Annotated in this window: 21 protein-coding genes; 9 read left to right on the top strand and 12 right to left on the bottom strand. The window is 68.5% G+C overall.

What is annotated here, in order from left to right:
- Positions 1-64: 64 nt before the first annotated feature.
- A complete protein-coding gene (locus tag G4D77_RS16720; RefSeq protein WP_154833002.1) occupies positions 65-1,222 on the bottom strand; it encodes an acyl-CoA dehydrogenase family protein in 1,158 nt (385 codons plus the stop codon).
- Positions 1,223-1,310: 88 nt separating this feature from the next.
- Positions 1,311-3,374, bottom strand: coding sequence for an acetoacetate--CoA ligase (locus tag G4D77_RS16715; protein ID WP_154833000.1), 2,064 nt, complete (start codon positions 3,372-3,374; stop codon positions 1,311-1,313).
- Positions 3,375-3,569: 195 nt separating this feature from the next.
- Here G4D77_RS16715 and G4D77_RS16710 point away from each other — a divergent pair, with 195 nt between their 5' ends.
- From G4D77_RS16710 to G4D77_RS16700, 3 genes are all read left to right on the top strand, one after another.
- Positions 3,570-4,877: a solute carrier family 23 protein gene (locus G4D77_RS16710; RefSeq protein WP_012202026.1), complete on the top strand. Its 1,308-nt coding sequence runs from the start codon at positions 3,570-3,572 to the stop codon at positions 4,875-4,877.
- 207 nt (positions 4,878-5,084) lie between these two features.
- Positions 5,085-6,599 carry a succinyl-CoA:acetate CoA-transferase ScpC gene (gene scpC / locus G4D77_RS16705; protein WP_012202025.1) on the top strand — a complete coding sequence of 505 codons (1,515 nt, stop codon included), beginning with the start codon at positions 5,085-5,087 and terminating at the stop codon, positions 6,597-6,599.
- A gap of 130 nt (positions 6,600-6,729) precedes the next feature.
- Complete coding sequence (locus tag G4D77_RS16700; protein ID WP_012202024.1) at positions 6,730-7,203, top strand: hotdog fold thioesterase; 474 nt, start codon at positions 6,730-6,732, stop codon at positions 7,201-7,203.
- Here G4D77_RS16700 and G4D77_RS16695 read toward each other — a convergent pair whose 3' ends face one another.
- The 6 genes from G4D77_RS16695 to G4D77_RS16670 form a co-directional block, all read right to left on the bottom strand.
- Positions 7,204-7,917 (bottom strand): ABC transporter ATP-binding protein, encoded by a 714-nt coding sequence (locus G4D77_RS16695; protein ID WP_392413329.1) that lies wholly within the window; start codon positions 7,915-7,917, stop codon positions 7,204-7,206. It lies immediately after the preceding gene.
- Complete coding sequence (locus G4D77_RS16690) at positions 7,910-8,668, bottom strand: ABC transporter ATP-binding protein (RefSeq protein WP_154832998.1); 759 nt, start codon at positions 8,666-8,668, stop codon at positions 7,910-7,912. The genes G4D77_RS16695 and G4D77_RS16690 overlap by 8 nt, the downstream gene beginning before the upstream one ends.
- The gene (locus G4D77_RS16685; RefSeq protein WP_154832996.1) at positions 8,661-9,755 is read right to left on the bottom strand and encodes a branched-chain amino acid ABC transporter permease; all 1,095 of its coding nucleotides are present in this window, start codon (positions 9,753-9,755) and stop codon (positions 8,661-8,663) included. Before G4D77_RS16685 ends, G4D77_RS16690 begins: the two co-directional genes overlap by 8 nt.
- Positions 9,756-9,758: 3 nt before the next feature.
- Positions 9,759-10,631, bottom strand: a complete 873-nt coding sequence (locus tag G4D77_RS16680; protein WP_017405698.1) for a branched-chain amino acid ABC transporter permease — start codon at positions 10,629-10,631, stop codon at positions 9,759-9,761.
- Between the two features lie 42 nt (positions 10,632-10,673).
- On the bottom strand, positions 10,674-11,837 hold the full coding sequence (locus G4D77_RS16675) for an ABC transporter substrate-binding protein (protein ID WP_013799988.1): 1,164 nt from the start codon (positions 11,835-11,837) through the stop codon (positions 10,674-10,676).
- Between the two features lie 164 nt (positions 11,838-12,001).
- The gene (locus G4D77_RS16670) at positions 12,002-13,594 is read right to left on the bottom strand and encodes a benzoate-CoA ligase family protein (RefSeq protein ID WP_154832994.1); all 1,593 of its coding nucleotides are present in this window, start codon (positions 13,592-13,594) and stop codon (positions 12,002-12,004) included.
- Positions 13,595-13,768: 174 nt separating this feature from the next.
- Between G4D77_RS16670 and G4D77_RS16665 the strand changes: the two genes are divergently transcribed.
- The 4 genes from G4D77_RS16665 (at position 13,769) to boxA (ending at position 19,372) form a co-directional block, all read left to right on the top strand.
- Positions 13,769-14,683, top strand: a complete 915-nt coding sequence (locus tag G4D77_RS16665; protein WP_013799986.1) for a helix-turn-helix transcriptional regulator — start codon at positions 13,769-13,771, stop codon at positions 14,681-14,683.
- A gap of 194 nt (positions 14,684-14,877) precedes the next feature.
- Positions 14,878-16,548, top strand: coding sequence for a 2,3-epoxybenzoyl-CoA dihydrolase (gene boxC, locus G4D77_RS16660; protein WP_154832992.1), 1,671 nt, complete (start codon positions 14,878-14,880; stop codon positions 16,546-16,548).
- A gap of 38 nt (positions 16,549-16,586) precedes the next feature.
- Positions 16,587-18,014, top strand: a complete 1,428-nt coding sequence (gene boxB / locus G4D77_RS16655; RefSeq protein ID WP_047475127.1) for a benzoyl-CoA 2,3-epoxidase subunit BoxB — start codon at positions 16,587-16,589, stop codon at positions 18,012-18,014.
- Between the two features lie 26 nt (positions 18,015-18,040).
- Positions 18,041-19,372, top strand: coding sequence for a benzoyl-CoA 2,3-epoxidase subunit BoxA (gene boxA / locus G4D77_RS16650; RefSeq protein WP_213757692.1), 1,332 nt, complete (start codon positions 18,041-18,043; stop codon positions 19,370-19,372).
- Here boxA and G4D77_RS16645 read toward each other — a convergent pair.
- Together G4D77_RS16645 and G4D77_RS16640 are read right to left on the bottom strand one after the other, a co-directional pair.
- Positions 19,366-20,127, bottom strand: a complete 762-nt coding sequence (locus G4D77_RS16645) for an aspartate/glutamate racemase family protein (RefSeq protein ID WP_154832988.1) — start codon at positions 20,125-20,127, stop codon at positions 19,366-19,368. The two genes, boxA and G4D77_RS16645, sit on opposite strands and share 7 nt — an antisense overlap.
- A gap of 14 nt (positions 20,128-20,141) precedes the next feature.
- Positions 20,142-21,023, bottom strand: coding sequence for an amino acid ABC transporter substrate-binding protein (locus tag G4D77_RS16640; RefSeq protein WP_016447309.1), 882 nt, complete (start codon positions 21,021-21,023; stop codon positions 20,142-20,144).
- Positions 21,024-21,245: 222 nt separating this feature from the next.
- Between G4D77_RS16640 and G4D77_RS16635 the strand changes: the two genes are divergently transcribed.
- Positions 21,246-22,475 (top strand): D-amino acid dehydrogenase, encoded by a 1,230-nt coding sequence (locus G4D77_RS16635; protein ID WP_154836301.1) that lies wholly within the window; start codon positions 21,246-21,248, stop codon positions 22,473-22,475.
- Between the two features lie 12 nt (positions 22,476-22,487).
- Here the strand turns inward: G4D77_RS16635 and G4D77_RS16630 are convergent, their stop codons facing one another.
- Both G4D77_RS16630 and G4D77_RS16625 read right to left on the bottom strand, forming a co-directional pair.
- On the bottom strand, positions 22,488-23,393 hold the full coding sequence (locus G4D77_RS16630; RefSeq protein WP_154832986.1) for a LysR substrate-binding domain-containing protein: 906 nt from the start codon (positions 23,391-23,393) through the stop codon (positions 22,488-22,490).
- A gap of 18 nt (positions 23,394-23,411) precedes the next feature.
- Positions 23,412-23,984, bottom strand: coding sequence for a cob(I)yrinic acid a,c-diamide adenosyltransferase (locus G4D77_RS16625; RefSeq protein ID WP_017405705.1), 573 nt, complete (start codon positions 23,982-23,984; stop codon positions 23,412-23,414).
- 110 nt (positions 23,985-24,094) lie between these two features.
- Here G4D77_RS16625 and G4D77_RS16620 point away from each other — a divergent pair, with 110 nt between their 5' ends.
- Positions 24,095-24,511, top strand: coding sequence for an EF-hand domain-containing protein (locus tag G4D77_RS16620; protein WP_414734504.1), 417 nt, complete (start codon positions 24,095-24,097; stop codon positions 24,509-24,511).
- Positions 24,512-24,527: the final 16 nt, after the last annotated feature.

The following is a 24,527-nucleotide window of genomic DNA, read 5'->3' as shown; positions in this document are numbered from 1 at the left end:
CATGACGCCAGGCCTTGGGCGTTCCGTTTGAAACTGGCGCGCCCCAACTTAAGGGGAACCTTATTCAACGCAGGCCGAGGCCACGCGCGATCATTCCGCGCAGGATGTCGCGCGTGCCGCCGCGCAATGAATACGAAGGCGCAACCTCCGTCACGTAGTTGAGGGTGCGTAGCAGCTCCAGCGGAACCTCGGACGCCTCGCGTGCGAACAGGTCATCGGCGATGGCGGCGGGAATGGACTGCTCCAGCGTCGTGCCCAGCTCCTTGACCAGGGCCGCCTCGACGATGGGGCTTTCGCCGCGCACCAGCTTGTCCTGCACGGCCACCGACATGGCGCGCAGCGGGGCCAGCTCGGTGAACACGCGGCCGGCCAGGCGCAGCGCGCCTTCGCTGCGCTCGCCCGTTGCACGCAGCCAGGCCAGCCATTCGTCGAACAGCACGATGCTGGAGAACAGCCGCTCGGGCCCGCTGCGTTCGAAGGCCAGCTCGGCCGTGACCTGCTCCCAGCCCTGGCCTTCCTGGCCGATCAGGGCGTCGGGCGGCAGCTGCACGTTGTCGAAGAAGACTTCGCAGAAATGGCTGTCGCCCGAGAGGTCGGTGATGGGCCGCACGGTCACGCCCGGCAGCGACAGGTCCACGATGACCTGGGACAGCCCCTTGTGCCGGTCACCCGCCTCGCCCGAGGTGCGCACCAGGGCGATCATGTAGTGGCAGTGGTGGGCGTTGGTGGTCCAGATCTTCTGGCCGTTGAGCACGAAGCCCTTGCCGTTCGGCACGGCGCGCGTCTTCACGCTGGCCAGGTCCGAGCCCGCGCCGGGCTCGCTCATGCCGATGCAAAAGAAGGCCTCGCCCCAGCAGATGCGCGGCAGGTAGAACTGCTTTTGCGCCTCGGTGCCGTACTTGAGGATCAGTGGGCCGCTCTGGCGGTCGGCAATCCAGTGCGAGCCCACGGGCGCCCCGCAGGCCAGGTATTCCTCCACCAGCACGTATCGCGTGAAGGCGCTGCGCCCGCCGCCGCCGTACTCGCGCGGCAGGGTGACGCCTATCCAGCCCTTTTCGCCCAGTTGCCGGCTCAGTTCGGCGCTGTAGCCGCCCCAGGAGCGCGCACGCACATGGGGCGGCAGGCCGCTTATGGCCTGGGCGAGGAAGGCGCGCACCTCGGCGCGCAGGGCTTCGTCCTCGGCGGGGATGCGGGTCAGGGCAAGGGAATCAAGCACGCTCATTGCAGGGCTCCATGGTTGGACCCCACTCTAGGCAGCCGGTCTGTCGCAGTCCAATATTAAAAACCGCGCCACTGATACCGTTTGAATATCAGGCAGCCTGTGCCTTGGCATGCTGCGCCGCAAAGCCCACATACCAGTCCAGGCAGCCCGGGTTGGCCATGGCCTCCTTGTTGACCACCTTGTCCAGCGGCTGGCCCAGCATCAGCTTCTTGATGGGCAGCTCCTGCTTCTTGCCGCTGAGCGTGCGCGGGATCTCGGCCACCTGCACGATCTCGTCGGGCACGAAGCGCGGCGACAGGGCCTGGCGGATGGCGCCCTGCAGGCGCGCGCGCAGGGCGTCGTCCAGATCCACGCCCGGGCGCAGCACCACGAACAGCGGCATGTAGCTTTCGCGGCCCAGGTATTCGAGGTCCACGACCATGGAGTCCAGCACTTCGGGCAGGGCCTCGACGGCGCTGTAGATCTCGCTGGTGCCCATGCGCAGGCCGTGGCGGTTGATGGTGGCGTCGCTGCGGCCGTAGATGATGCAGCCGCCGTCCGGGAGGATGCGTATCCAGTCGCCGTGGCGCCAGACCGGGCCCATGGCGGCGGGGCCGTCACCGCCGCCGGGCGCGCGGCCGTGGCCGGCCGGGTACATGTCGAAGTAGCTGGACAGGTAGCGCTTGCCGTCCGCATCGCCCCACAGGTACAGCGGCATGGAGGGGATGGGCTGGGTGCAGACCAGCTCGCCCACCTCGTCGATGACGGGCTGGCCCTGCTCGTTCCAGGCCTCCACGGCCGCGCCCAGCTGGCGGCACTGCATGATGCCCGGCTGCTGGGGCAGCTCGCGGTGGCCGCCGATGAAGGCGCCCGCAAAGTCGGTTCCGCCCGAGATGTTGTTCCACCAGATGTCAGGCCGCCCCATGCCTGCGAACTGCGCCGTGCCCCAGCTTTGCACCTCGGGCGACAGGGGCGAGCCCGTGGTGCCCAGGCTGCGGATGCGCGACAGGTCGCCGCACTGCGTCAGGTCCACGCCGGCCTTCATGCAGTTGGCGTAGAAGGCCGCGCCCGAGCCGAAGCTGGTCACGCCGGTCTCGGCCGCGAAGCGCCACAGCACGCCCCAGTCGGGCCTGTCCTTGCTGCCGCCGGGGCTGCCGTCGAAGATCACGCAGGTGGTGCCGCCCAGCAGGCCCGAGACCTGGGCATTCCACATCACCCAGCCCGTGGAGCTGTACCAGTGGTAGCGCTCGCCCCAGCTGTTGGGGTGGTAGCTGCAGCCCACGTCGTTGTGCAGGGCCTTGAGCTGCAGGGCCACCAGCACCATGCCGCCATGGCCGTGGACGATGGGCTTGGGCAGGCCGGTGGTGCCGCTGGAGTAGACGATCCACAGCGGGTGGTCGAAGGGCAGCCATTCGGGCTCGAAGGCCGCCGTGGCCGCGTCGTCGCGGGCCGTGACCTGGCCGTAGTCGGCGGCATCGGCCAGCCTGGCCTGCAGGTCCAGGTTGGGCACAAGGACCACATGCTCCACGCTGGGCAGGCCCGCGCGCAGCTCCGCCAGCACGGCCATGCGGTCGATATCGCGCCCGGCGTAGTGCACGCCATCGACGGCGATCAGCGCCTTGGGCGCGATCTGGCGAAAGCGGTCCAGCACCGCGTTGGTGCCCATGTCGGGCGCGCAGATGCTCCAGACGGCGCCCAGGCTGGCCGTGGCCAGCAGGGCGACCATGGCCTCGGGGATGTTGGGCAGGTAGGCAGCCACGCGGTCGCCGCGGCCCACGCCCTGGGACTTCAGGTGCAGGGCCAGGGCGGCGACCTGGCGGCGCAGCTCGGGCCAGGACAGTTCGCGGTGGCGGCCCGTCTCGTTGCGGCTGACCACGGCGGGCATGCCGGCCGCATGGGCGGCACCCACATGGCGCAGCGCCTGGCGCGTGTAGTTGATCTGGGCGCCCGGAAACCACTGGGCGCCGGGCATGGTGTTGCGCTCCAGCACGGCCGTGTGCGGCGTGGGCGACTGCAGCGCGTTGTAGTCCCAGATGCTTTGCCAGAAGGCGTCCAGGTCGGTGACCGACCAGCGCCACAGGGCGTCGTAGCTGTCGAACTGCAGGCCGTGGCGCTCGCGCAGCCAGTCCTGGTACAGGCGGATCTGGGGGATGAAGGCAGGGGTATGGCTCATGACCGGCCACGGTACGCGCGCGCTGCCCGCGAGCCCAGACGGGAAAGCCACTAGCCTGGCACCTGGGCGACAAAGTCTGCGGGCCGGATCGCGTATCTGCGCACAAACACTGGGAAAAAATTTCCGCTTCACCCCACCTGCCAGAAAACAAATGCCTCTAATATCGCGCCAATTTTTTACAAGGAGCGATGCCACATGGGCCTTTTCCAATGGACGGAAAAATCCGCCAACCAGCTGCAACGGGGAGGCGTGATCGGCCCCGATGAGCGCCTGCCCTGGCCACAGACCGGGCTGATGGGCATACAGCACGTGATCGCCATGTTCGGCTCCACCGTGCTGGCGCCCATCCTCATGGGGTTCGATCCCAACGTGGCCGTGCTCATGAGCGGCATCGGCACGCTGATCTTCTTCCTGATCACGGGCGGCAAGGTGCCCAGCTACCTGGGTTCGTCCTTTGCCTTCATCGGCGTGGTGATCGCAGCCACGGCCTATGGCGGCAAGGGCGCCAACGGCAACATCGGCGTGGCGCTGGGCGGCATCATTGCCTGCGGTGCGGTCTATGCGCTGATCGGCCTGGTGGTGCAGATGGTGGGCACGCGCTGGATCGAGCGCTTCATGCCGCCCGTGGTCACGGGCGCCGTGGTGGCCGTGATCGGGCTGAACCTGGCGGCCATCCCCGTCAAGAACATGGCGGCCAACAACTTCGAGTCGTGGATGCAGGCCCTGACCTTCGTCTGCGTGGGCCTGGTGGCCGTGTTCACGCGCGGCATGGTGCAGCGCCTGCTGATCCTGGTGGGCCTGATCGCCGCCAGCCTGCTGTACGGCCTGTTCACCAATGTGCTGGGCATGGGCAAGCCCGTGGACCTGTCGGGCGTGATCAATGCCGCCTGGTTCGGCCTGCCCCAGTTCCACGCGCCCGTGTTCAGCGGCCCGGCCATGGTGCTCATCGTGCCCGTGGTCATCATCCTGGTGGCCGAGAACCTGGGCCACATCAAGGCCGTGACCGCCATGACCGGCAAGAACCTGGACCAGTACATGGGCCGGGCCTTCATCGGCGACGGCGTGGCCACCATGGTCAGCGGCGCGGCCGGCGGCACCGGCGTGACCACCTATGCCGAGAACATCGGCGTGATGGCCGCCACGCGCATCTACTCGACGGCCGTGTTCTTCGTGGCCGCCGTCCTGGCCGTGCTGCTGGGCTTCTCGCCCAAGTTCGGCGCGCTGATCCAGGCGATCCCGCTGCCCGTGATGGGCGGCGTGTCCATCGTGGTCTTCGGCCTGATCGCCGTGGCCGGCGCCAAGATCTGGGTGGACAACCGCGTGGACTTCTCGCAGAACAAGAACCTGATCGTGGCGGCCATCACCCTGATCCTGGGCACGGGCGACTTCACGCTCAAGTTCGGCGACTTCGCGCTGGGCGGCATCGGGACCGCGACTTTCGGCGCCATCATCCTGTACGCGCTGCTGGATCACGCACGCGACGATCAGCCACTGATTCACTGAATGTGAGCACACGCAAACATTCCTTGAGCCTTTGACTGCGCGGCAGGGCCTTTACGGGGAAACCCGAGGGCCGCTGCCAGCGCTGCTACCATCGGTTTCCGGAGATATACCGCCCTTGCGTTCTTGCATGGGGCGGTTTTTTTTAGGCTTGCAAGCCAGCGCTGCGGCACCCTGCCGGCTGGCGCGAGCCGTCAGCCGGAGCCATAGATGTCCCTCGCAGACCGCGTACGTTTCCCAGAATTCCTTTCGCGCACCATGACGGCCGAGCAGGCCGCCGCCCTGATCCCCCACGGCGTCAACGTCGGCATGAGCGGGTTCACGGGCGCGGGCTACCCCAAGGCCCTGCCCCAGGCCATCGCACAGCACGCCAAGAGCGAACACGCGGCCGGCCGTCCCTACAAGATCAATGTCTGGACCGGCGCCTCCACGGCCGCCGAGATGGACGGCGCCCTGGCCGAGGCCGGCGCACTGGGCCAGCGCCTGCCCTTCAACACCGACCCCACCTGCCGCGCCAGGATCAATGCCGGCGAGATCGACTTCATCGACATGCACCTGTCCCACGTGGCCCAGCATGCGTGGTTCGGCTTCCTGGGCCCCATGAGCGTGGCCGTGGTCGAGGTGCTGGGAGTGACCGAGGACGGACGCCTCATCCCCTCCACCGCCGTGGGCAACAACAAGACCTGGCTGGAGATCGCCGACAAGGTGATCCTGGAGGTCAACACCAAGCCGCCGGCCAAGATGGAAGGCATGCACGACATCTACTACGGCACGGCCATCCCGCCGCGCCGCGTGCCCATTGCCCTGACCCATGCCGATGACCGCATCGGCGAGCCCTACCTGCGCGTGGACCCGGCCAAGGTGGTCGCCGTGGTCGAGACCCACAAGGGCGACCGCGACAACGTCTTCGCCCAGCCCGACGCCAACTCCAACCTGATCGCCGCGTCCATCATCGACTTCCTCGCGCACGAGATGAAGATGGGCCGCCTGCCCAAGGAGATGCTGCCCATCCAGTCGGGCGTGGGCAACGTGGCCAACGCCGTGCTGGCCGGCCTGCTGACGGGGCCGTTCGAGAACCTGCTGGGCTTCACCGAGGTCCTGCAGGACGGCATGCTGGACCTGCTGCGCGCAGGCAAGATGAGCCGCGCCTCGGCCACCTCGATCTCGCTGTCCGGCAGCGCCTACAGGGACTTCGAGGAGAACATCGACTTCTACCGCGAGCGCATCATCCTGCGCCCCCAGGAGATCAGCAACCACCCCGAGCTGGTGCGCCGGCTGGGCGTGATCGCCATGAACTCCATGATCGAGGCCGACATCTACGGCAACATCAACTCCACCCACGTCATGGGCACGGGGATGATGAACGGCATCGGCGGCTCGGGCGACTTCGCGCGCAATGGCTACCTGTCCTTCTTCGTCACGCCCTCGGTGGCTAAGGGCGGCAAGATCAGCTGCATCGTGCCCATGTGCTCGCACGTGGACCATACCGAGCACGACACGCAGATCATCGTCACCGAGCAGGGCCTGGCCGACCTGCGCGGCCTGTCGCCTCGCAAGCGCGCCCAGGTCATCATCGACCGCTGCGCCCATCCCGACTTCCGCCCCCAGCTGCAGGACTACTTCGACCGCGCCCAGCGCCAGGGCGCGCTGCACACGCCGCACATCCTGGGCGAAGCGCTGAGCTGGCACCAGCGCTTTGTCGAAACGGGCGACATGCGCGCCTGAACCGCGCAAGCGCGCCAGCGCGCAGTCTCCTGGGCTACAGGCAGCCATCGGCATGGCCGCCCGGACTGGCGTAGCATGCAAGGACGGCCCACGAGGCCGTCTTTTTCGTTGCACCCACAGGACTTCTCCCATGCCGATCTGGAAGCGCAGCTTCACCCTTGAAGACATCACCTCGCTGAGCGCCGACACGGCCGTCTCGCACCTGGGCATCGAGTTCACCGAGATCGGTGACGACTTCCTGCGCGGCCGCGTGCACGTGGACCAGCGCACCTGCCAGCCCTACGGCATCCTGCACGGCGGCGTGAACGTGGTGCTGGCCGAAACCCTGGGCTCGGTGGCCGCGGCCTGCTCCATCCCCGAAGGCTGGCGCAGCGTGGGCCTGAACGTCTCGGCCAACCATGTGCGCGCCGCGCGCCAGGGCTGGGTCACGGGCACGGCCCGCCCCGTGCACCTGGGCCAGACCACCCATGTCTGGGCCATCGAACTGCACGACGAAACCGGCCGCCTGACCTGCACCTGCAGCCTGACCATGGCGCTGCTGCCGCCCACGCATGCGCAGAACGTCAAGCTCGCGGCGCAGCCGCCGGTGGCGGCCCAGCCCTGATCAAACCCCCAGCAACTCCGACAGGCGCTCCGGCTGCGCCAGCAGCTCCCGCGAATCGGCCTGCAGCGCCAGCCGGCCCTTGGCCATGACGACGGCGCGGTCGGTGTGGGCCAGGACCTTTTTGTAGTCGCGGTCCACGATCAGGGTGGAGATGCCGGTGCTGCGGATGGCGGCGATCACGCGCCAGATTTCGGCGACGACCAGGGGGGCCAGGCCTTCGGTGGCTTCGTCGAGGATGAGCAGGCGCGGGTGCGTCATCAGCGCGCGGCCTATGGACAGCATCTGCTGCTCGCCGCCAGAGAGCTGGTCGCCGCCGTTGGACAAGCGCTCCGCGAGCCGGGGGAAGGTGTCGAGCACGCGCTCCAGCGTCCAGTGGCGCTCTCCCTGCAAGCCGGGCCGGGCGCTCATGACCAGGTTCTCGCGCACGCTGAGATTGGGGAAGATGCCGCGCCCCTCTGGCACATAGCCAATGCCCAGCCGCGCCATGCGCTCGGGCGGCGCGCCCGTGCAGTCGCGGCCATCGGCGCGCAGGCGGCCACGGCGCGCGGGCACATAGCCCATGAGTGTGCGGATCAGCGTGGTCTTGCCCATGCCGTTGCGCCCCAGCAGGCCCACGGCCTGGCCCGCGCCCAGCGCCAGGCTCACGCCCTGCAGGATGTGGCTGTCGCCGTAGTAGGTATGCAGCTCGTCGATGGCGAACATGGGCTCAGTCATCGTCTTCTCCGAGATAGGCAGTACGGACCACGGGATCGACACGGATCTGCGCGGGCGTGCCCGTGGCCACCACGCTGCCGTTGACCATCACGGTGATGCGGTCGGCGATGCGGAACACGGCGTCCATGTCGTGCTCGACCAGCAGCACCGCATGGCCGCGCTTGAGCTCCTGCAGCAGGGCCAGCATGCGCTCGGTCTCCTCGGCGCCCATGCCGGCCAGCGGTTCGTCCAGCAGCAGCACACGCGGGCCGGTGGCCAGGCACATGGCCACTTCCAGCTGGCGCTTGGCGCCGTGGCTCAGCGTGCCGGCCACGGCCTGGGCCTGCCCGGCCAGGCCCGCACGCTCCAGGGCCGCATGGGCCTGGCGCAGGCTGGCCGCGCAGCGCTGTGCGGACAGGCCCAGCTGCCAGGGCCTGAGCGCCATCTGCGCCTGGGCCGCGAGCCGGCAGTTCTCCAGCGCCGAGAACTCGGGAAAGATGGTGGTGCGCTGGTAGCTGCGGCCCACGCCGGCACGCGCACGCCGGGGCTGGGGCATGCGCGTGACGTCCTGGCCGGCGAGCGCGATGCGCCCCGCGCTGGCCGCCAGATCGCCCGAGAGCATGTTGACCAGGGTGGACTTGCCCGCGCCGTTGGTGCCGATCACGGCATGGACCTCACCCTCGTGCAGGTCCAGGTCCACGCCGCCCACGGCCGTGAGCCCGCCGAAGCGGCGCGTGAGGCCGCGCACCGAAAGCAGTGCCGCATCAGCCATGTCCGGCCTCCTTGTGGTGGACCTCGTTGTGCACTCCAGCGCGTTGCCGTGCAAGGCCCGCCAGCCCGATCAGCCCCATCAGTCCTTTCGGCAGCAGGGCCACGAGCACGATGATGGCCAGGCCCAGGCTCAGCTGCCAGTGGTCGGCCATGGGGCCGACGATGGCATGCGTGGACAGCACCTCCTTGAGCGCGACGAAGGCCACCGTGCCCAGCACGGCGCCGCGCAGCGAGCCCAGGCCGCCGAGGATGACCATCAGCAGCACCTCGCCCGAGTGGTGCCAGGACAGCAGCTCGGGGTTGACCACGGCATCGCGCACCGCCAGCAGAAAGCCTGCCACGCCAGCCAGCATGCCGGCCAGCACGAAGGCCGCGAGCTTGTACCCGTAGGTGGTGAAGCCGGCCGCGCGCATGCGCTGTTCGTTGACGCGTATGCCCGCCAGCGCCGCGCCGAAGCGCGACTGGCGCAGCCCGGCCAGGAAGGCATAGACCAGCACCAGGGCGGCCAGCACCAGGTAGTACTGCACGCGCGGGATTTCCATGTCGATGGCGCCCAGCGCGGGCCGGGCCATCAGGTAGATGCCATCGCTGCCGCCGCCGATGCCCGTGTCGTGGACCACGAAGTAGGCCATCTGTGCGAAGGCCAGCGTCACCATGATGAAGTAGATGCCGCGCGTGCGCAGGCTCAGCAGGCCCACCAGCAGCGCATAGCCGCCCGAGGCCAGCAGCGCCCAGCCCAGCATGGCCGGCAGGCTGCCGCCCTCGTTGTCTGCGGACAGCACGGCGGCATAGGCGCCCAGGCCCATGAAGGCCGCATGCCCCAGGCTCACCAGGCCCGTGCCGCCCACCAGCAGCTGCAGGCTGAGCGCGAAGATGGCCAGGATCATGGTCTTGACCACCAGGCCCGACAGATAGTCCGACCACCAGGGGCCGGCCAGCGCCAGCAGCGCCACGCAGGCCAGCGGCACGGCGCAGGTCTGCCATCGGCAGGCGCGCTGCGGCATCTCTACGGGCTGCACAGGCTGCACAGGCTGCAGGGGCTGCACGGCGGCCGCCAGGAGGGCAGGAGAAGGATTGGATACGGCCATTGTTCAGCTCCTTTGCCCCATCAGGCCCTGGGGCCGCCACACCAGCACCACCGCCATCAGCAGGTAGACGCTCATGCCGCTGAGCTCCTGGAAGAACAGCTTGCCGAAGGTATCGACAAAGCCCACCAGCAGCGAGGCCAGCAGCGCGCCCGTGATCGAGCCGATGCCGCCGATCACCACCACCACGAAGCAGATGATGAGCACGTTGCCGCCCATGCCCGGATAGACCGAACTCATGGGCGCGGCGATCATGCCCGCCAGTGCCGCCAGCGCCACGCCGATGGCGAAGACGATGCGGTACAGGCGCTTCACGTCGATGCCCAGGCCGCGCACCATGTCGCGGTTGCTGGCGCCCGCGCGCACCATCATTCCCAGGCGCGTGCGGTGGACCACCCAGTACAGCGCCAGCGCCACCAGCAGGCACACGCCCGAGGCGAACAGCCGGTACCACGGATAGCTCATGAGCCCGCCCAGCGAGAAGCTGCCCGACAGCCAGCCGGGCAGCGGCACGCCATGCACGTCGTTGCCCGCCAGCAGCGAGCGCAGCTCCTCGAACACCAGGATCAGCCCGAAGGTCATCAGCACCTGCTGCAGGTGCTCGCGCTCGTAGAGGTAGCTGAAGAAGGCCCACTCCAGCGCATAGCCCAGCACCACGGTCAGCGCCACGCCGGCCAGCAGCATGGTGATGAAGTGCTGGCCCAGCAGCGGGGACAGCGCAAAGGCCATGTAGGCGCCGATCATGTAGAAGCTGCCATGGGCCAGGTTGATCACGCCCATGATCCCGAAGATCAGCGTCAGGCCGGAGGCCAGCAGGAACAGCAGCAGCCCGTACTGGACGGCGTTCAGGCACTGCACGAGAAAGGTGGCAAGGTCCATGGCGATGTCCGTATGCGTCCGTATATGAGTGCGCCCCGCGCCTCACATGCGGCAGCCGCGGCCGGTATCGCCCAGGGCCTTGATGGCCACGCCCATGCGCTGGTTCTCCTTGCCCACGACCTTGCGCAGGTACATGTCCTGCACGGGGTTGTGCGACTTGCTGATGGTGAAGTCACCGCGCGGGCTGGGAATGGTGGCCTTCTCGATGGCCTGGCGGAACTCGGCCTTCTTCGCGATGTCGCCGCCCGCCGCCTTCAGGCCCACGCCCAGCATCTGGGCGGCGTCGTAGCCCTGCACGGCATACACATCGGGCATCAGCTTGTAGGCCTGGGCATAGGCGGAGCGAAAGCGCCGGTCGCGCTCCGTGCCCAGCTCGTCGGCGTAGTGCAGCGTGGTCAGCACCCCCTGGGCGGCCTCGCCCTGGGCCTCCAGCGTGCCGTCGGTCAGAAAGCCCGAGCCGTACAGCGGGATGGTCTTGTGCAGGCCGGCCGCGTGGTAGTCCTTGACGAACTTGACGGCGCCCGCGCCCGCGAAGAAGGCAAACACCGCATCGGGCCTGGCCGCCGCGATCTCGGTCAGCAGGGCCTGGAACTCCACGTTGGGAAAGGGCACGGTGAGCTGCTTGCTGACCTTGCCGCCCTCCTTCTCGAAGCCTTCCTTGAAGGCATTGGTCATCTCCTCGCCGGCCGCGTATTTCCAGGTGATGGTCATGGCGGTTTTCCTGCCTTCCTGCCTGGCGGCCACCACGCCCATGGGATAGGAGGACTGCCAGTTGGAGAAGGACGAGCGGAAGATGTTGGGCGCGCACATGGCGCCCGTGACCGCATCGGCGCCCGCATTGGGCACGATGAGCACGGTGCCGCTTTCCTTGGCCGCGCGCGCCATGGCCATGGCCACGCCCGAATGCACGGTGCCCACCAGCACATCGACCTTGTCGCGCTTGATCAGGCGGTTGACGTTGTCCGTGGCCTTGGCCGGATCGGACTCGTCATCGACCTTGAAGAACTCGATCTCGCGCCCGCCCAGCCTGCCGCCCTGCTCGTTCACGAACATGCGAAAGCCGTTTTCTATGGCCGAGCCCAGCGCCGCATAGGTGCCGCTGTAAGGCAGCATGAAGCCGACCTTGATCCTGTCCTGCGCATATGCGCCGCAGGACAGGGAGGCCGTCAGGGCGAGGACGGCCCAGTGTTTGCGATCGGTGTTCATGCGTGTCTCCTTGTGGTGGATGGGTCTTGCTTTGCGGGTTTTGCTCACACAATTCATTTCGGTTCTCCATGGCACTGCCACGCCCCTTGAAACTGGCGCGTCCCAAAGCGAGGGACACCGAGGAAGGGCCGCCCCGCACCGAGGGTGTCGTCCCCCTCCCTCGCTCAGCGAGTAGAGAGGGGGAAGCCGCGTAGCGGCTCAGGGGGTGTACTGGCTTCGCGCTCTCGGAGCCTGAAACGCTGGATCTTTCCGGTGGCGGTCTTGGGAAGTTCGTCCACGAATTCGATGAAGCGCGGGTACTTGTAGGCGGCCAGGCGCTGCTTCACGAAGGCCTTGAGCTCGGCCTCGGTGGCGCTGCAGCCGTCCTTGAGCACGACGAAGGATTTGGTCTTGAGCAGGCCGTCGGCGTCGGTCTTGCCGATCACGGCGGCCTCCAGCACGGCCGGGTGCTGCATCAGCGTGGCCTCGACCTCGAAGGGCGAGACATAGATGCCGCTGACCTTGAGCATGTCGTCGCTGCGCCCGGCATAGGTGTAGTAGCCATCGGCGTCGCGCACGTACTTGTCGCCGCTCTTGAGCCAGCCGCCCTGGAAGGTCTCGCGCGTCTTGTCGCGGTTGCCCCAGTACATGAGGGCGGCGCTGGGGCCCTGGATGAACAGGTCGCCCACCTCGCCATCGGCCACGGGGCGGCCGTCCTCGCCGCGCAGCTCCACGCGGTAGCCGTCCACGTGCTTGCCCGTGGTGCCGTAGCGGATGTCGCCGGGCCGGTTGGACAGGAAGATGTGCAGCATCTCGGTGGAGCCGATGCCGTCCACGATGTCGGCGCCGAAATGCGCCTTGAAGCGCTGGGCGATCTCGGCCGGCAGCGCCTCGCCGGCCGAGGAGCACATGCGCAGGCTGACCTGCTCGCGTGCGGGCAGCAGCGGCGAGGCCAGCATGCCCGCAAAGCCCGTGGGCGCGCCGAAGAACACCGTGGGCCGGTGCTGCACCCAGCGCGCGAAGGTGGCCTCGGGCGTGGGCCGCTCGGCCATCAGCAGCACGGTGGCGCCCACGCTCAGCGGAAAGCTCAGGGCATTGCCCAGGCCGTAGGCGAAGTAGAGCTTGGCGGCGGAAAAGCAGATGTCGCCCTCGCCCAGGCCCAGCACCGGGCCGCCATAGAGTTCGGCCGTCCAGTACGGATTGGCATGCGTGTGGACCGCGCCCTTGGGCTTGCCCGTGGAGCCCGAGGAATACAGCCAGAAGCCCGGGTCATCGCCCAGCGTGGGCGCCGGTGCGGGCAGCGGCGGCTGCGCCGCCAGCCAGGGCTGCATCGGCGCAAAGCCTGCGGCGCGCGCGGCCGCTTCGTCGCCGGCCACCCAGACATGGCGCACCTCGTTGGGCGCCCGGTCCAGCGCCTGGCGCAGCAGGGGCAGCAGCGCATCGCAGGTCAGCACGGCCTGGGCGCGGCTGTGGCCCAGCATGTAGGCGTAGTCGTCGGCCGTGAGCAAGGTGTTCACCGCCACCGGCACCACGCCCGCATACAGCGCGCCCAGAAAGGCCACGGCCCATTCATAGCGGTCGTGCATGAGCAGCAGCACGCGCTCCTCGCGGTGGATGCCCGCCGCCAGCAGGCCGCTGGCCATGCGCTGCGCCTGCTGCTGCAGCTGGCCGTAGCTCAGCGTGCCGTGGTCGTCGATGTAGGCGATCTTGCCGGGCCGCCCCTCATTGAGCGCGAACAGGTGCGCGGCGAAATTGAAGGGCTGGGTGAAGTCGATCATCGGGGTCTCCTTCGACATCGGGCATCCGGCCCGACTTGTGATCTTCCGCACAACATGCAATATTGTGCGTGCATCAGAAAGATAGTTAGAACACCACCGAGCGTCAAGCACTATATTGCATGGCTGGTGTTAACCCCGACTGTTTATCATTCACGCCCTCTTCAAGGAAACTCTATGGACCAGTTCGAGACGGCAGCCCAGTCCGCCGGGGCGGCGGATTCCCTCTCAGAAGCCCCCAGGAACCAGGTGCTGCAGGCGCTGGGCGAGCGTGTGCGCAGCCTGCGCTCGCGCCGGGGCATGACGCGGCGCGCCCTGGCGGCGGCGGCCGATGTCTCGGAGCGCCACCTGGCCAACCTCGAATACGGCACGGGCAATGTGTCGGTGCTGGTCCTGCACCATATTGCACAGGCCCTGCAATGCTCCATGGCCGAGCTGCTGGGCGACGTGACCACCACCAGCGCCGAATGGCTGCTGATCCGCGAACTGCTGGAAGGCCGCGATGAAGAGGACCTGCGCCGCGTGCGCCTGGCCGCAGGCGAGCTGCTGGGCACGGCGCCCAGCGACCGCCAGCGCCACACGCGCATCGCCCTGATCGGCCTGCGCGGCGCGGGCAAGTCCACGCTGGGCCGCATGCTGGCCGAGCAGCTGGGCGTGCCCTTCCTCGAACTCAACCAGGAAATCGAGCGCATTGCGGGCTGCAGCGTGCGCGCCATCCACGACCTGTACGGTGCCAACGCCTACCGCCGCTACGAGCGCCGCGCGCTGGAGGAAGCCGTGCAGATCTACAGCGACGTGGTCATCGCCACGCCGGGCGGCATCGTCTCCGACCCGGCCACCTTCAACGAGCTGCTGTCGCACTGCACCACGGTCTGGCTCAAGGCCCAGCCCGAGGAGCACATGGCCCGCGTCGTGGCCCAGGGCGACACCCGCCCCATGGCCGCCAACCCCGAGGCCATGGACGATCTGCGCAGCATCCTCGAAGGCCGCGCCGGCTTCTACGCCAAGGCCGACCATGTGGTGGATACCAGCGGCCAGACGCTGGAGCAGAGCTTCGATCAGTTGAAGGCACTGTTCCTGCCCGCACGCTGAGACGGCGGCAGCAACCCACGGCATCCAGGCCCCAGGCCTGGATTTTTTTCGCCTGTACTGGCTGGTGTTTACCCTGGATATGGCCAAAACACGCACTATCGTGCGTGTTGCTGCGTGCATTTTTGGGATGAATCTGCATAATTGTGCCTGCACCGTATCTGCGACTGCACTATTTTTCATCCAAGAGGCCGTCCATGCACCCGTCCAGCCCCACTGTCGATTACCGCACCGAGCCCGCCCAGTACCGCCACTGGTCGTTCACCGTCGAGGGCGCCATCGCCCGCATGCAGCTGAGCATCGCCGAGGACGGCGGCATACGGCCCGGCTACAAGCTCAAGCTCAACAGCTATGACCTGGGCGTGGACATCGAGCTGCACGACGCGCTCAACCGCATCCGCTTCGAGCATCCGCAGGTGCGCACCGTCATCGTCACCAGCGGGCGCGACCGCATCTTCTGCTCGGGCGCCAACATCTTCATGCTGGGCGTGTCCAGCCATGCCTGGAAGGTGAACTTCTGCAAGTTCACGAACGAGACGCGCAACGGCATCGAGGACAGTTCGCGCCACTCGGGCCTGAAGTTCCTGGCCGCCGTCAACGGGGCCTGCGCGGGCGGCGGCTACGAGCTGGCCCTGGCCTGCGACGACATCGTGCTGATCGACGACCGCTCCTCCTCCGTCTCCCTGCCCGAGGTGCCGCTGCTGGGCGTGCTGCCCGGCACGGGAGGCCTCACGCGCGTGACCGACAAGCGCCATGTGCGCCATGACCTGGCCGACATCTTCTGCACCAGCGTCGAAGGCGTGCGCGGCCAGCGCGCCGTGGACTGGCGCCTGGTGGATGCCGTGGCCAAGCCCGCGCAGTTCGAGGCCGTGGTGGACGAACGCGCGCAGCGCCTGGCCGAAGGCAGCACGCGCCCCGCCAATGCGCAGGGCATCACGCTCACGCGCCTGGAGCGCGAGGCCACGGACGACGCGCTGCACTACCGCCATGTCAGCGTGCAGATCGACCGCGCGCGCCGCAGCGCCACGCTGACCGTGAAGGCGCCCACGCTTGGGCAAGGTCCGCAGCCCGTAAGCATCGAAGCCATCGAGCAGGCCGGCGACGCCTGGTGGCCGCTGGCCATGGGCCGCGAGCTGGACGACGCCATCCTGCACCTGCGCACTAACGAGCTGGACGTGGGCACCTGGCTGCTCAAGACCGAAGGCGATGCCGCCGCCGTGCTGGCCGCAGACGCCGCCCTGCTGGCCCACCAGGACCACTGGCTGGCGCGCGAGACGCTGGGCCTGCTGCGCCGCAGCTTTGCGCGGCTGGATGTGTCCTCGCGCACGCTGTTCGCGCTGATCGAGCCCGGCTCATGCTTCGTGGGCATGCTGGCCGAGCTGGCCTTCGCGGCCGACCGCGCCTACATGCTGGTGCTGCCCGATGACACCGAGCGCGCCCCGCGCATCCAGCTGGACGAATTCAATTTCGGCCTGCTGCCCCTGGTCAACGACCAGTCGCGCCTGCAGCGCCGCTTCTACGAGGAGGCCGCACCGCTGGAAGCCGCGCGCGCCGCCACGGGCCGCGCGCTGGACGGCGACCAGGCCCTGGCACTGGGCCTGGTCACGGCCGCGCCCGACGACATCGACTGGGACGACGAGATCCGCATCGCCATGGAAGAGCGCGCCGCCATGTCGCCCGATGCGCTCACGGGCCTGGAGGCCAACCTGCGCTTTGCCAGCCGCGAGAACATGGTCACGCGCATCTTCGGGCGCCTGTCGGCCTGGCAGAACTGGATCTTCAACCGCCCCAATGCCGTTGGCGACAAGGGCGCTCTCAAGCTCTACGGCACGGGCCAGAAGGCCGGCTTCGACTTCAACCGCGTCTGACCGCAGGCACGCCCCGAAACATCCACGGAGACCCCACCATGAGCGCCATCAACTACAGCGAGAAGATCCCCAACAACGTCAACCTCGGCGAAGACCGCACCCTGCAGCGCGCGCTGGAGAGCTGGCAGCCCAACTTCCTGAACTGGTGGGGCGACGTGGGCCCCGAAGGCTCCACCGACTACGACGTCTACCTGCGCACCGCCATCAGCGTGGACCCCCAGGGCTGGGCCCAGTTCGGCCACGTGAAGATGCGCGACTACCGCTGGGGCATCTTCCTGAACCCGGCCGAGGCCGACCGCAAGGTGCACTTCGGCGACCACGCGGGCGAGAAGGCCTGGCAGGACGTGCCCGGCGAGCACCGCGCCAACCTGCGCCGCATCATCGTCACCCAGGGCGATACCGAGCCCGCCTCGGTGGAGCAGCAGCGCCACCTGGGCCTGACCGCGCCGTCCATGTACGACCTGCGCAACCTGTTCCAGGTCAACGTGGAGGAAGGCCGCCACCTGTGGGCCATGGTCTACCTGCTGCACAAGCACTTCGGCCGCGACGGCCGCGAGGAGGCCGAGGCCCTGCTGGAGCGCCAGTCCGGCGACGAGAACAACCCGCGCATCCTGGGCGCCTTCAACGAGAAGACACCCGACTGGCTGTCCTTCTTCATGTTCACCTACTTCACCGACCGCGACGGCAAGTTCCAGCTGGCCGCGCTGGCCGAAAGCGCCTTCGACCCGCTGGCGCGCACCACCAAATTCATGCTGACCGAGGAGGCCCACCACATGTTCGTGGGCGAGTCCGGCGTCTCGCGCGTGCTGCAGCGCACCTGCCAGGTCATGAACGAGCTGCGCACCGACGACGTGGGCCGCCTGCGCGCGGCCGGCGTGATCGACCTGCCCACGCTGCAGCGCTACCTGAACTTCCACTACAGCGTGACCATCGATCTGTTCGGCGCCGACCAGTCCAGCAATGCCGCCACCTTCTACAGCAGCGGCCTCAAGGGCCGCTACGAGGAAGGCAAGCGCGCGGACGACCACCGGCTGCACGACCAGCACTACAAGGTGCTGGAGGTCGTGGACGGCAGGCTGCAGGAAAAGGAAGTGCCCATGCTCAACGCGCTCAACGAGGTGCTGCGCGACGACTACATCAAGGACTCCAACGCGGGCGTGGGCCGCTGGAACAAGGTCATGGAAAAGGCCGGCATCGACTTCCGCCTCACCGTGCCGCACAAGGCCTTCAACCGCCAGATCGGCGCGCTGGCGGGCGTGCGCATGAGCCCCGACGGCCGCGTGGTCAGCGAGCAGGAATGGCGCATGCGCGAGGGCGAATGGCTGCCCTCGGACGCCGACCGCGCCTTCGTCGCCTCGCTCATGGGCCGCTGCGTGGAGCCGGGCCAGTTCGCGGGCTGGATCGCGCCGCCGGTCATGGGCATCAACCGCCAGCCCGTGGATTTCGAATACGTGCGCTTCAACTGAAGCGCCGCGCCAGCAGGGAGTCGCCCATGACAGTCGCCTTGGTAGAACACGGCATCCTCACGCAGCACCTGATCGACCCGGAGATCTGCATCCGCTGCAACACCTGCGAGGCCACCTGCCCCGTGGGCGCCATCACGCACGATGACCGCAACTACGTGGTACAGGCCGAGCAGTGCAACGGCTGCATGGACTGCGTCTCGCCCTGCCCTACGGGCGCCATCGACAACTGGCGCAAGGTGCCGCTGGCAAGCGCCTATCCCGTGGCCGAGCAGTTGCTCTGGGACGAGCTGCCCGAGGAGCTGCCGCCTGAGGCGCTGGTCCAGGCACGGGCCCAGGCACAGGACACAGGGGACGCGCCTGCCGCCGAGGACCTGAGCCAGGCCCAGGCCGTGATCGCGGCGGCCGCCACGCGCGGTGCGGATGCGGCCCGGCCCGATGACCAGGCCGATACCCAGGTGTTGCGCAGCGCCAGCTACGGCGCCACCGTGCCGCCCTGGTCGGCCGCCCATCCGTACACCAACCTGCATGGCCCCAGGAGCCCCGTCACGGCCACCGTGGTCGGCAACCTCAACTGCACGGAGGCGGGCTTCGACAGCGAGACCCACCACATCGTGCTGGACTTCGGCAGCCAGCCGTTCCCCGTGCTCGAAGGCCAGTCCATCGCCGTCATCGCACCCGGCACCGATGCCCAGGGCCGCCCGCATGTGGCGCGCCAGTACTCGGTGGCCAGTGCGCGCAATGGCGAGCGGCCCGGCTACAACAACCTGGCGCTGACCGTGAAACGCGTCACCCAGGACCACCAGGGCCGCCCCGTGCGCGGCGTGGCCAGCAACTACCTGTGCGACGCACGCATCGGCGACAGGGTCCAGGTCATAGGCCCGTTCGGCCAGTCGTTCCTGATGCCCAACCATCCCCGCTCGCACATCGTGATGATCTGCACGGGCACGGGCAGCGCCCCCATGCGCGCCATGACCGAATGGCGCAGGCGGCTGCGCAAGAGCGGCAGGTTCGAGGGCGGCAAGCTCATGCTGTTCTTCGGCGCACGCACGCCGCAGGAGCTGCCCTACTTCGGCCCGCTGCAAAGCCTGCCGCGCGACTTCATCGACAACAACCTGGCCTTCTCGCGCGTGGCCGGCCAGCCCCGGCGCTACGTGCAGGACCTGCTGCGCGAACGTGCGGCCGACCTGGCGGCCCTGCTGCGCGACGACAACGCGCACTTCTACGTCTGCGGGCTCAAGAGCATGGAGGAAGGCGTGGTGCTGGCACTGCGCGACGTGGCGCAGCAAGCCGGGCTGGACTGGGAACAGGTCGGCGCGCGCCTCAAGCGCGAAGGCCGGCTGCATCTGGAGACTTATTGAACCGCCACAGGCCCATACGCATCGCCGGCCAGGGCCTGGGCCAGGATCCAGGCAGGGTCCACCAGCCCGGCGCCGCGCGCCAGCGGCGACTGCGGCAGGGCCAGCGGGATCTCGGTGCAGCCCATGATCACGGGCACATCGCCATGGCGCTGCAGCAGCGGCGCCAGCACCTCGCCGAAGCAGCGCGCAGCCAGGTCCATGTCGCCCTGCTTGACGCCGTCGTAGATGCCCTGCATCAGCCGCGCGCGGCCCTGCGCATCGGGCTGCAGCGCGGTGATGCCGCACTCGGCCAGTGCCGCGTCGTACAGGCCGCTGTCATAGGTGCCCTGCGTGGCCAGCACGATGGCCTGTTGCGCGCCGCCGGCCTGCAGGTGCAGGGCGGCTTGGCGCGCGATGTGCAGCACATGCAGCTGCGGAAACAGCGCCTGCAGCTGCCCATGCCAGGCATGGGCCGTGTTGCAGGCCAGGGCCACGCTGCGCACGCCCAGCGCCGCCATGCGGCCCACGCCCTGCAGCAGGTGCTGGGCCGGCCCCGTGGGCGACTGCGGGTCCGCGCGCAGCGCCGCGCTGCGATCGGGCATGGGCAGCTGCACCAGCCAGTGCTCGGGATAGGCCTGGTCATGCACGGGCAGGCCCTGCTGCTGCAGGTGCGCCGTGCAGGCCTGCACGAACAGGCGCACGAAATCCGCGCCTGCGGCCGGACCCATGCCCCCGAGAATACCCACCGCGCGCGGGGGCTGAAGCTGCTGCTGCATGCTGCGATCCGAAATCAAAAAGCGGGTTTGTCGCTGAGGTCCTGCAGGTTCTTCTGCAATTGCTCGCTCATCGGCAGGCCCAGGGCCACGTTCCTCGGGGCAATGGGCTGCATGAACCACTTGTCATAGAGCCTGGCGAACGCGCCCGACTTCATCATGTCGCCGATCACGCCATCGACCAGCTGCTTGAACTGGGCATCGTCCTTGCGCAGCATGCAGGCATAGGGCTCGACCTGCAGCGAGTCGGCCACCACCTCGAAGTCCCCGGGGTTCTTGGCCGTGGGGATCAGGCCGAAGAGCAGGATGTCGTCCATGCCGAAGGCCGCGGCGCGGTCGTTCTCCACCAGCAGGAAGCCGTCCGCATGGTCCTTGGCCATGACGATGTTCATGCCCCAGGCCTTGTCGGCATTGGCCTTGCGCAGCACCTGCAGATTGGTGGTTCCCGTGGTGATGGCCACGGTCTTGTCCTTGAGGTCGGCGTAGTTTTTGATGCCCGAACTCTTCTTCACCAGCAGCCGCGTGCCCGTGTAGAAATGGTTGATGGCAAAGGCCACCTCCTTGCCGCGCACCGTGTTGTTGGTGGTCGAGCCGCATTCCAGGTCGATGGTGCCGTTGGCCAGCAGCGGCATGCGGTTCTGCGAGGTCACGGCCTGCCACTGCACCTTGAGATCGGGTCGGTTCACCGCTTTCTTCACGGCCTCGGCCACGGCCTGGGACATCTCCACCGTCATGCCGATGGGCTTGCCGTTGTCCAGGTAGCTGAAGGGCACGGAGGACTCGCGGTAGGCCAGCGTGATGCGGCCGCTGTCGCGCACCTTGGCCAGCGTGTCGGCATGGGCCGCAGCCAGGCCTCCCAGGGCCAGGGCCGCGCACAGCGCGGTGGTGTGAAGTTGCATGCTTGTCTCCTCGTCTTTGGTGGATGTGCGGCCAGTGTAGGAAGGGCGGCGGCCTTTGCGGAATGACAATATCGGGCCGGTCCATGCCCGCCGGTTATGGGCTGTCGCCCTGCCCTGAGCAGCAGCCCCCGGCCATAACCTGCGTGCATGGCCCGTGTGCCAAATGCCATGGCCCGGCCTGCCGCGCGCGGCCTACAGTGCGGCTGCATGGAGAAACGATCAATGCATGTCTGCATCGTGGGCGCCGGCATCGTCGGCCTGGCAACGGCCTGGGCGCTGCAGCGGGCCGGCCACCGCATCACCGTGCTGGACCGCGCACCGGGCCCCGCCCAGGGCGCCAGCGGCGGCAATGGCGCGCAGCTGAGCTATTCCTACGTGCAGCCGCTGGCCGATCCCGGCATCTGGAAGATGCTCCCCCGCCTGCTGCTGCAAAAGGATTCGCCGCTGGCCTTCCGCCTGCGCGCCGACCCCGCGCAATGGGCCTGGGGACTGCGCTTTCTGGGCGCCTGCAATGCCCATGCCTCGGCCGAAGGCACGCGCGCCCTGCTGGCCCTGGCCGCCGAAAGCCGCCAGGCCTTCGAGTCGCTCCAGGCCGACGAGGCACTGGCCTGCGACCTGCACACGCCGGGCAAGCTGGTGCTCTACCCCACCCAGCAGGCGCTGGATGCCGCCGCGCAGCAGGTGGCACTGCAAGCGGGCCTGGGCGGCGCGCCGCAGCGCATCGTCAACGCCGCCGAAGTGGCGCGCATCGAACCCGCGCTCGCCCGCTACGCGCAACGTATTGCAGGCGCCGTGCACACGCCCAGCGAGGCCGCCGCCGACTGCCGCCTGCTGTGCGAGCAACTGGCCGCCCGGCTCACCGCACGCGGCGCCGAACTGCGCTACGGCGTGGAGCTGCAGGGCTTCGAGCGCGAGGGCGACGCCATCACCGGCCTGCGCACCGCCGCAGGCCCGCTGCCGCTGCGCGCCGACCACTACGTACTGGCCAGCGGCTGGGAAAGCGCGGTCCACGCGCGCCAGCTGGGCCTGCGCATTCCCGTCTATCCGCTCAAGGGCTACAGCATCACCGCCGATGCCGCCGCGCAGCTGCCGCACGCCGCGCCCCGGGTCAGCGTCACCGACACCGCACGCAAGGTCGTCTTCGCACGCATCGGCGAACGCCTGCGCGTGGCCGGCATGGTGGAGATCGTGGGCCGGGACACGCGCACCGACCCGCGCCGCATCGCCAGCCTGCGCCGCTCCACGCAGGAGGTCTTCGCCGACCTGCCGCTGGACGGCGACCTCCACCCCTGGACCGGCATGCGACCCGCCACACCCACCGGCCTGCCTCTCACCGGCCGCCAGCGCGGCGGCCCGCGCAACCTGTGGCTGCAGACAGGGCACGGCGCGCTGGGGCTGACGCTGGCGTTCGGTTCGGCGCAGAGGCTGGTGGGGCAGATGGAGCAGGCCTGAAACCCGCAGGCCTCAACCAGCCATCAACTCGCGCAAGGCCTTGCGCATTTCCTCGGTCATTGCCCGCGCCAGCACCGACCCCGGCCGCTGGGGCAGGCTCAGGGCATTCACACCCACCGTGATGCGCGGCAGCAGGGGCACGACATGGACCTTGCGGCGGTCGGCGGCCAGGGCGGTGCAGCCGTCCATGATGGCGGCGCCCAGGCCGTACTCGGCCATGGACAGGGCTGCGTGGTAGGTCTGCACGGTGACCACGGGCGACAGGCCCACGCCGTGCTCGCGGCAGGCCTGGCCCAGGCGCATGCCCAGCGGGTCGCGCGCATCAAGCGCGACCACGGGCAGCTCGGCCAGGTCCTTGAGCTCCATGCCCTCTTCGCGCACGCGCGAGGGCGGCAGCAGGCCCTTGGGCAGCACGCAGAACATGTCCACCTCGGCCAGCAGCTCATGCTCCAGCGCGGGCTGGCCCACGGAGCTGATGACGAAGCCCACGTCGGCCTCCTGCAGCAGCAGGGCCGAGACCACCTGGGGCGTGTGCAGCGCCTGCACATGGACCTGCACCTGCGGGTGGCGGCGCCGAAAGCCGGCCACGGCGCGCGGCAGCACCTCGCGGCTGAGCGCGAAGACGGTGAGCACGGTGAGCCGGTCCGCGGCCTGGCCATGGCGCAGGTTGTCGGCCAGGCGCTGGACCTCGTCGAGCTGCTCGAACAGCTTCTCGATGTGGGGGAACAGCGCCAGCGCCTCATTGGTGGGTGTGAGCCGGCCGCGTGCGCGCTGGAACAGCGCAAAGCCCAGCTGCAGCTCCGCGTGCTGCAGGGTGCGGCTGACGGCCGGCTGGGTGATGTTGATCAGCCGTGCGGCAGCGCTGACGCTGCCGGTCTGCATGACGGCATTGAAGACCTCGATGTGGCGCAGGCGCATGGGCCGTCCTCAGCACGGTCACTCTTGAGCGGACTGCGCGCGCGCCAGCCGCTCGCTTTTCCAGTACACGTCGTCGCCGCCATCCATGCGGTTGAGCACGCGTGCCAGCACGAACAGCAGGTCGGACAGGCGGTTCAGGTATTGGCGCGGCGCGGGCCGCATGGCCTCGCCCTGCTCCAGCGCCACCACCATGCGCTCGGCACGGCGCGCCACCGTGCGGCAGACATGGGCCTGGGCCGCTGCGCGGCTGCCGGCCGGCAGGATGAATTCCTGCAGCCGGGGCAGCTGCGCGTTGTAGTGGGCCAGCGCTTCATCGAGCTGCAGCAGGGCGTCGTCCTTGAGCAGTTCATAGCCGGGAATGGACAGCTCGCCGCCGAGGTTGAACAGCTGGTGCTGCACATCGACCAGCAGCTCGCGCACGTCGTCGGGCAGGGCCTCGCACAGCAGCAGGCCGATGTGGGAATTGAGCTCGTCCACATCGCCCATGGCGTGCGGGCGGCCGCTGTTCTTGGAGACGCGCGTGTTGTCGCCCAGGCCCGTGCTGCCGTCGTCTCCGGTGCGCGTGGCGATCTGTGTCAAACGGTTGCCCATGGGGTTCTCCTTGGCGATGCGGGGTGAAAAACAGGACCCGTGACGGCCCATCACCTGATTGTGCGTTACAGCCGGCACGCAAATGTTGTAGCAGGCAACAGCCGGCAAAAGTGCTGGCCCTGCTGCGCTGCAACAGGTGGAATGCAGTCATGTTCCACGTTCGACAAGGAGTTCGACACATGACCTCTCAACTGCGCAAAGTCTCCGGTTTTGAAATCCGCAGCGTGATGTTGTTCGCGGCCATTTCGCTGGGCAGCGTTGCTGCCATGGCGCAGGAATTGGGTCCGGGCAATGGTCCCGCGACAGGCGTCAGGGCTGCACCTGGGCCTGCAGCAACCAGCCCAAGCGCCCCCGCCAACGAGGTGCAAGCCGCATTCGACCGCGCCGACACCAACCGGGACGGCAAGCTGAGCAAGAAGGAGGCCGAGGCCCTGCCCGCCGTGAGCAGCAATTTCGCCCAGATCGATTCCGACAAGAACGGATCGCTGTCGCGCGATGAATTCAGCAAGGCTGTCCAGCCGCGCTGACACCCGGATGCCTGGC

It is taken from the genome of Delftia sp. WY8, assembly GCF_018437695.1.
In the GTDB taxonomy this organism is placed as follows: Bacteria; Pseudomonadota; Gammaproteobacteria; order Burkholderiales; family Burkholderiaceae_C; genus Comamonas; species Comamonas tsuruhatensis.
Note: the sequence above shows the minus strand (reverse complement) of the source record. Positions and strands in the feature narration are given on the sequence as shown.

What these genes read in the sequence shown, in the direction of transcription:
- G4D77_RS16640 (WP_016447309.1), bottom strand. Translation starts at nt 21,023, where the DNA reads ATGCAACTTCACACCACCGCGCTGTGCGCGGCCCTGGCCCTGGGAGGC.
- G4D77_RS16700 (WP_012202024.1), top strand. Translation starts at nt 6,730, where the DNA reads ATGCCGATCTGGAAGCGCAGCTTCACCCTTGAAGACATCACCTCGCTG.
- G4D77_RS16695 (WP_392413329.1), bottom strand. Translation starts at nt 7,917, where the DNA reads ATGACTGAGCCCATGTTCGCCATCGACGAGCTGCATACCTACTACGGC.
- boxB (WP_047475127.1), top strand. Translation starts at nt 16,587, where the DNA reads ATGAGCGCCATCAACTACAGCGAGAAGATCCCCAACAACGTCAACCTC.
- G4D77_RS16710 (WP_012202026.1), top strand. Translation starts at nt 3,570, where the DNA reads ATGGGCCTTTTCCAATGGACGGAAAAATCCGCCAACCAGCTGCAACGG.
- G4D77_RS16670 (WP_154832994.1), bottom strand. Translation starts at nt 13,594, where the DNA reads ATGATCGACTTCACCCAGCCCTTCAATTTCGCCGCGCACCTGTTCGCG.
- G4D77_RS16625 (WP_017405705.1), bottom strand. Translation starts at nt 23,984, where the DNA reads ATGGGCAACCGTTTGACACAGATCGCCACGCGCACCGGAGACGACGGC.
- G4D77_RS16680 (WP_017405698.1), bottom strand. Translation starts at nt 10,631, where the DNA reads ATGGACCTTGCCACCTTTCTCGTGCAGTGCCTGAACGCCGTCCAGTAC.
- boxA (WP_213757692.1), top strand. Translation starts at nt 18,041, where the DNA reads ATGACAGTCGCCTTGGTAGAACACGGCATCCTCACGCAGCACCTGATC.
- G4D77_RS16690 (WP_154832998.1), bottom strand. Translation starts at nt 8,668, where the DNA reads ATGGCTGATGCGGCACTGCTTTCGGTGCGCGGCCTCACGCGCCGCTTC.
- scpC (WP_012202025.1), top strand. Translation starts at nt 5,085, where the DNA reads ATGTCCCTCGCAGACCGCGTACGTTTCCCAGAATTCCTTTCGCGCACC.
- G4D77_RS16685 (WP_154832996.1), bottom strand. Translation starts at nt 9,755, where the DNA reads ATGGCCGTATCCAATCCTTCTCCTGCCCTCCTGGCGGCCGCCGTGCAG.
- G4D77_RS16720 (WP_154833002.1), bottom strand. Translation starts at nt 1,222, where the DNA reads ATGAGCGTGCTTGATTCCCTTGCCCTGACCCGCATCCCCGCCGAGGAC.
- G4D77_RS16635 (WP_154836301.1), top strand. Translation starts at nt 21,246, where the DNA reads ATGCATGTCTGCATCGTGGGCGCCGGCATCGTCGGCCTGGCAACGGCC.
- G4D77_RS16675 (WP_013799988.1), bottom strand. Translation starts at nt 11,837, where the DNA reads ATGAACACCGATCGCAAACACTGGGCCGTCCTCGCCCTGACGGCCTCC.
- G4D77_RS16630 (WP_154832986.1), bottom strand. Translation starts at nt 23,393, where the DNA reads ATGCGCCTGCGCCACATCGAGGTCTTCAATGCCGTCATGCAGACCGGC.
- G4D77_RS16665 (WP_013799986.1), top strand. Translation starts at nt 13,769, where the DNA reads ATGGACCAGTTCGAGACGGCAGCCCAGTCCGCCGGGGCGGCGGATTCC.
- boxC (WP_154832992.1), top strand. Translation starts at nt 14,878, where the DNA reads ATGCACCCGTCCAGCCCCACTGTCGATTACCGCACCGAGCCCGCCCAG.
- G4D77_RS16645 (WP_154832988.1), bottom strand. Translation starts at nt 20,127, where the DNA reads ATGCAGCAGCAGCTTCAGCCCCCGCGCGCGGTGGGTATTCTCGGGGGC.
- G4D77_RS16715 (WP_154833000.1), bottom strand. Translation starts at nt 3,374, where the DNA reads ATGAGCCATACCCCTGCCTTCATCCCCCAGATCCGCCTGTACCAGGAC.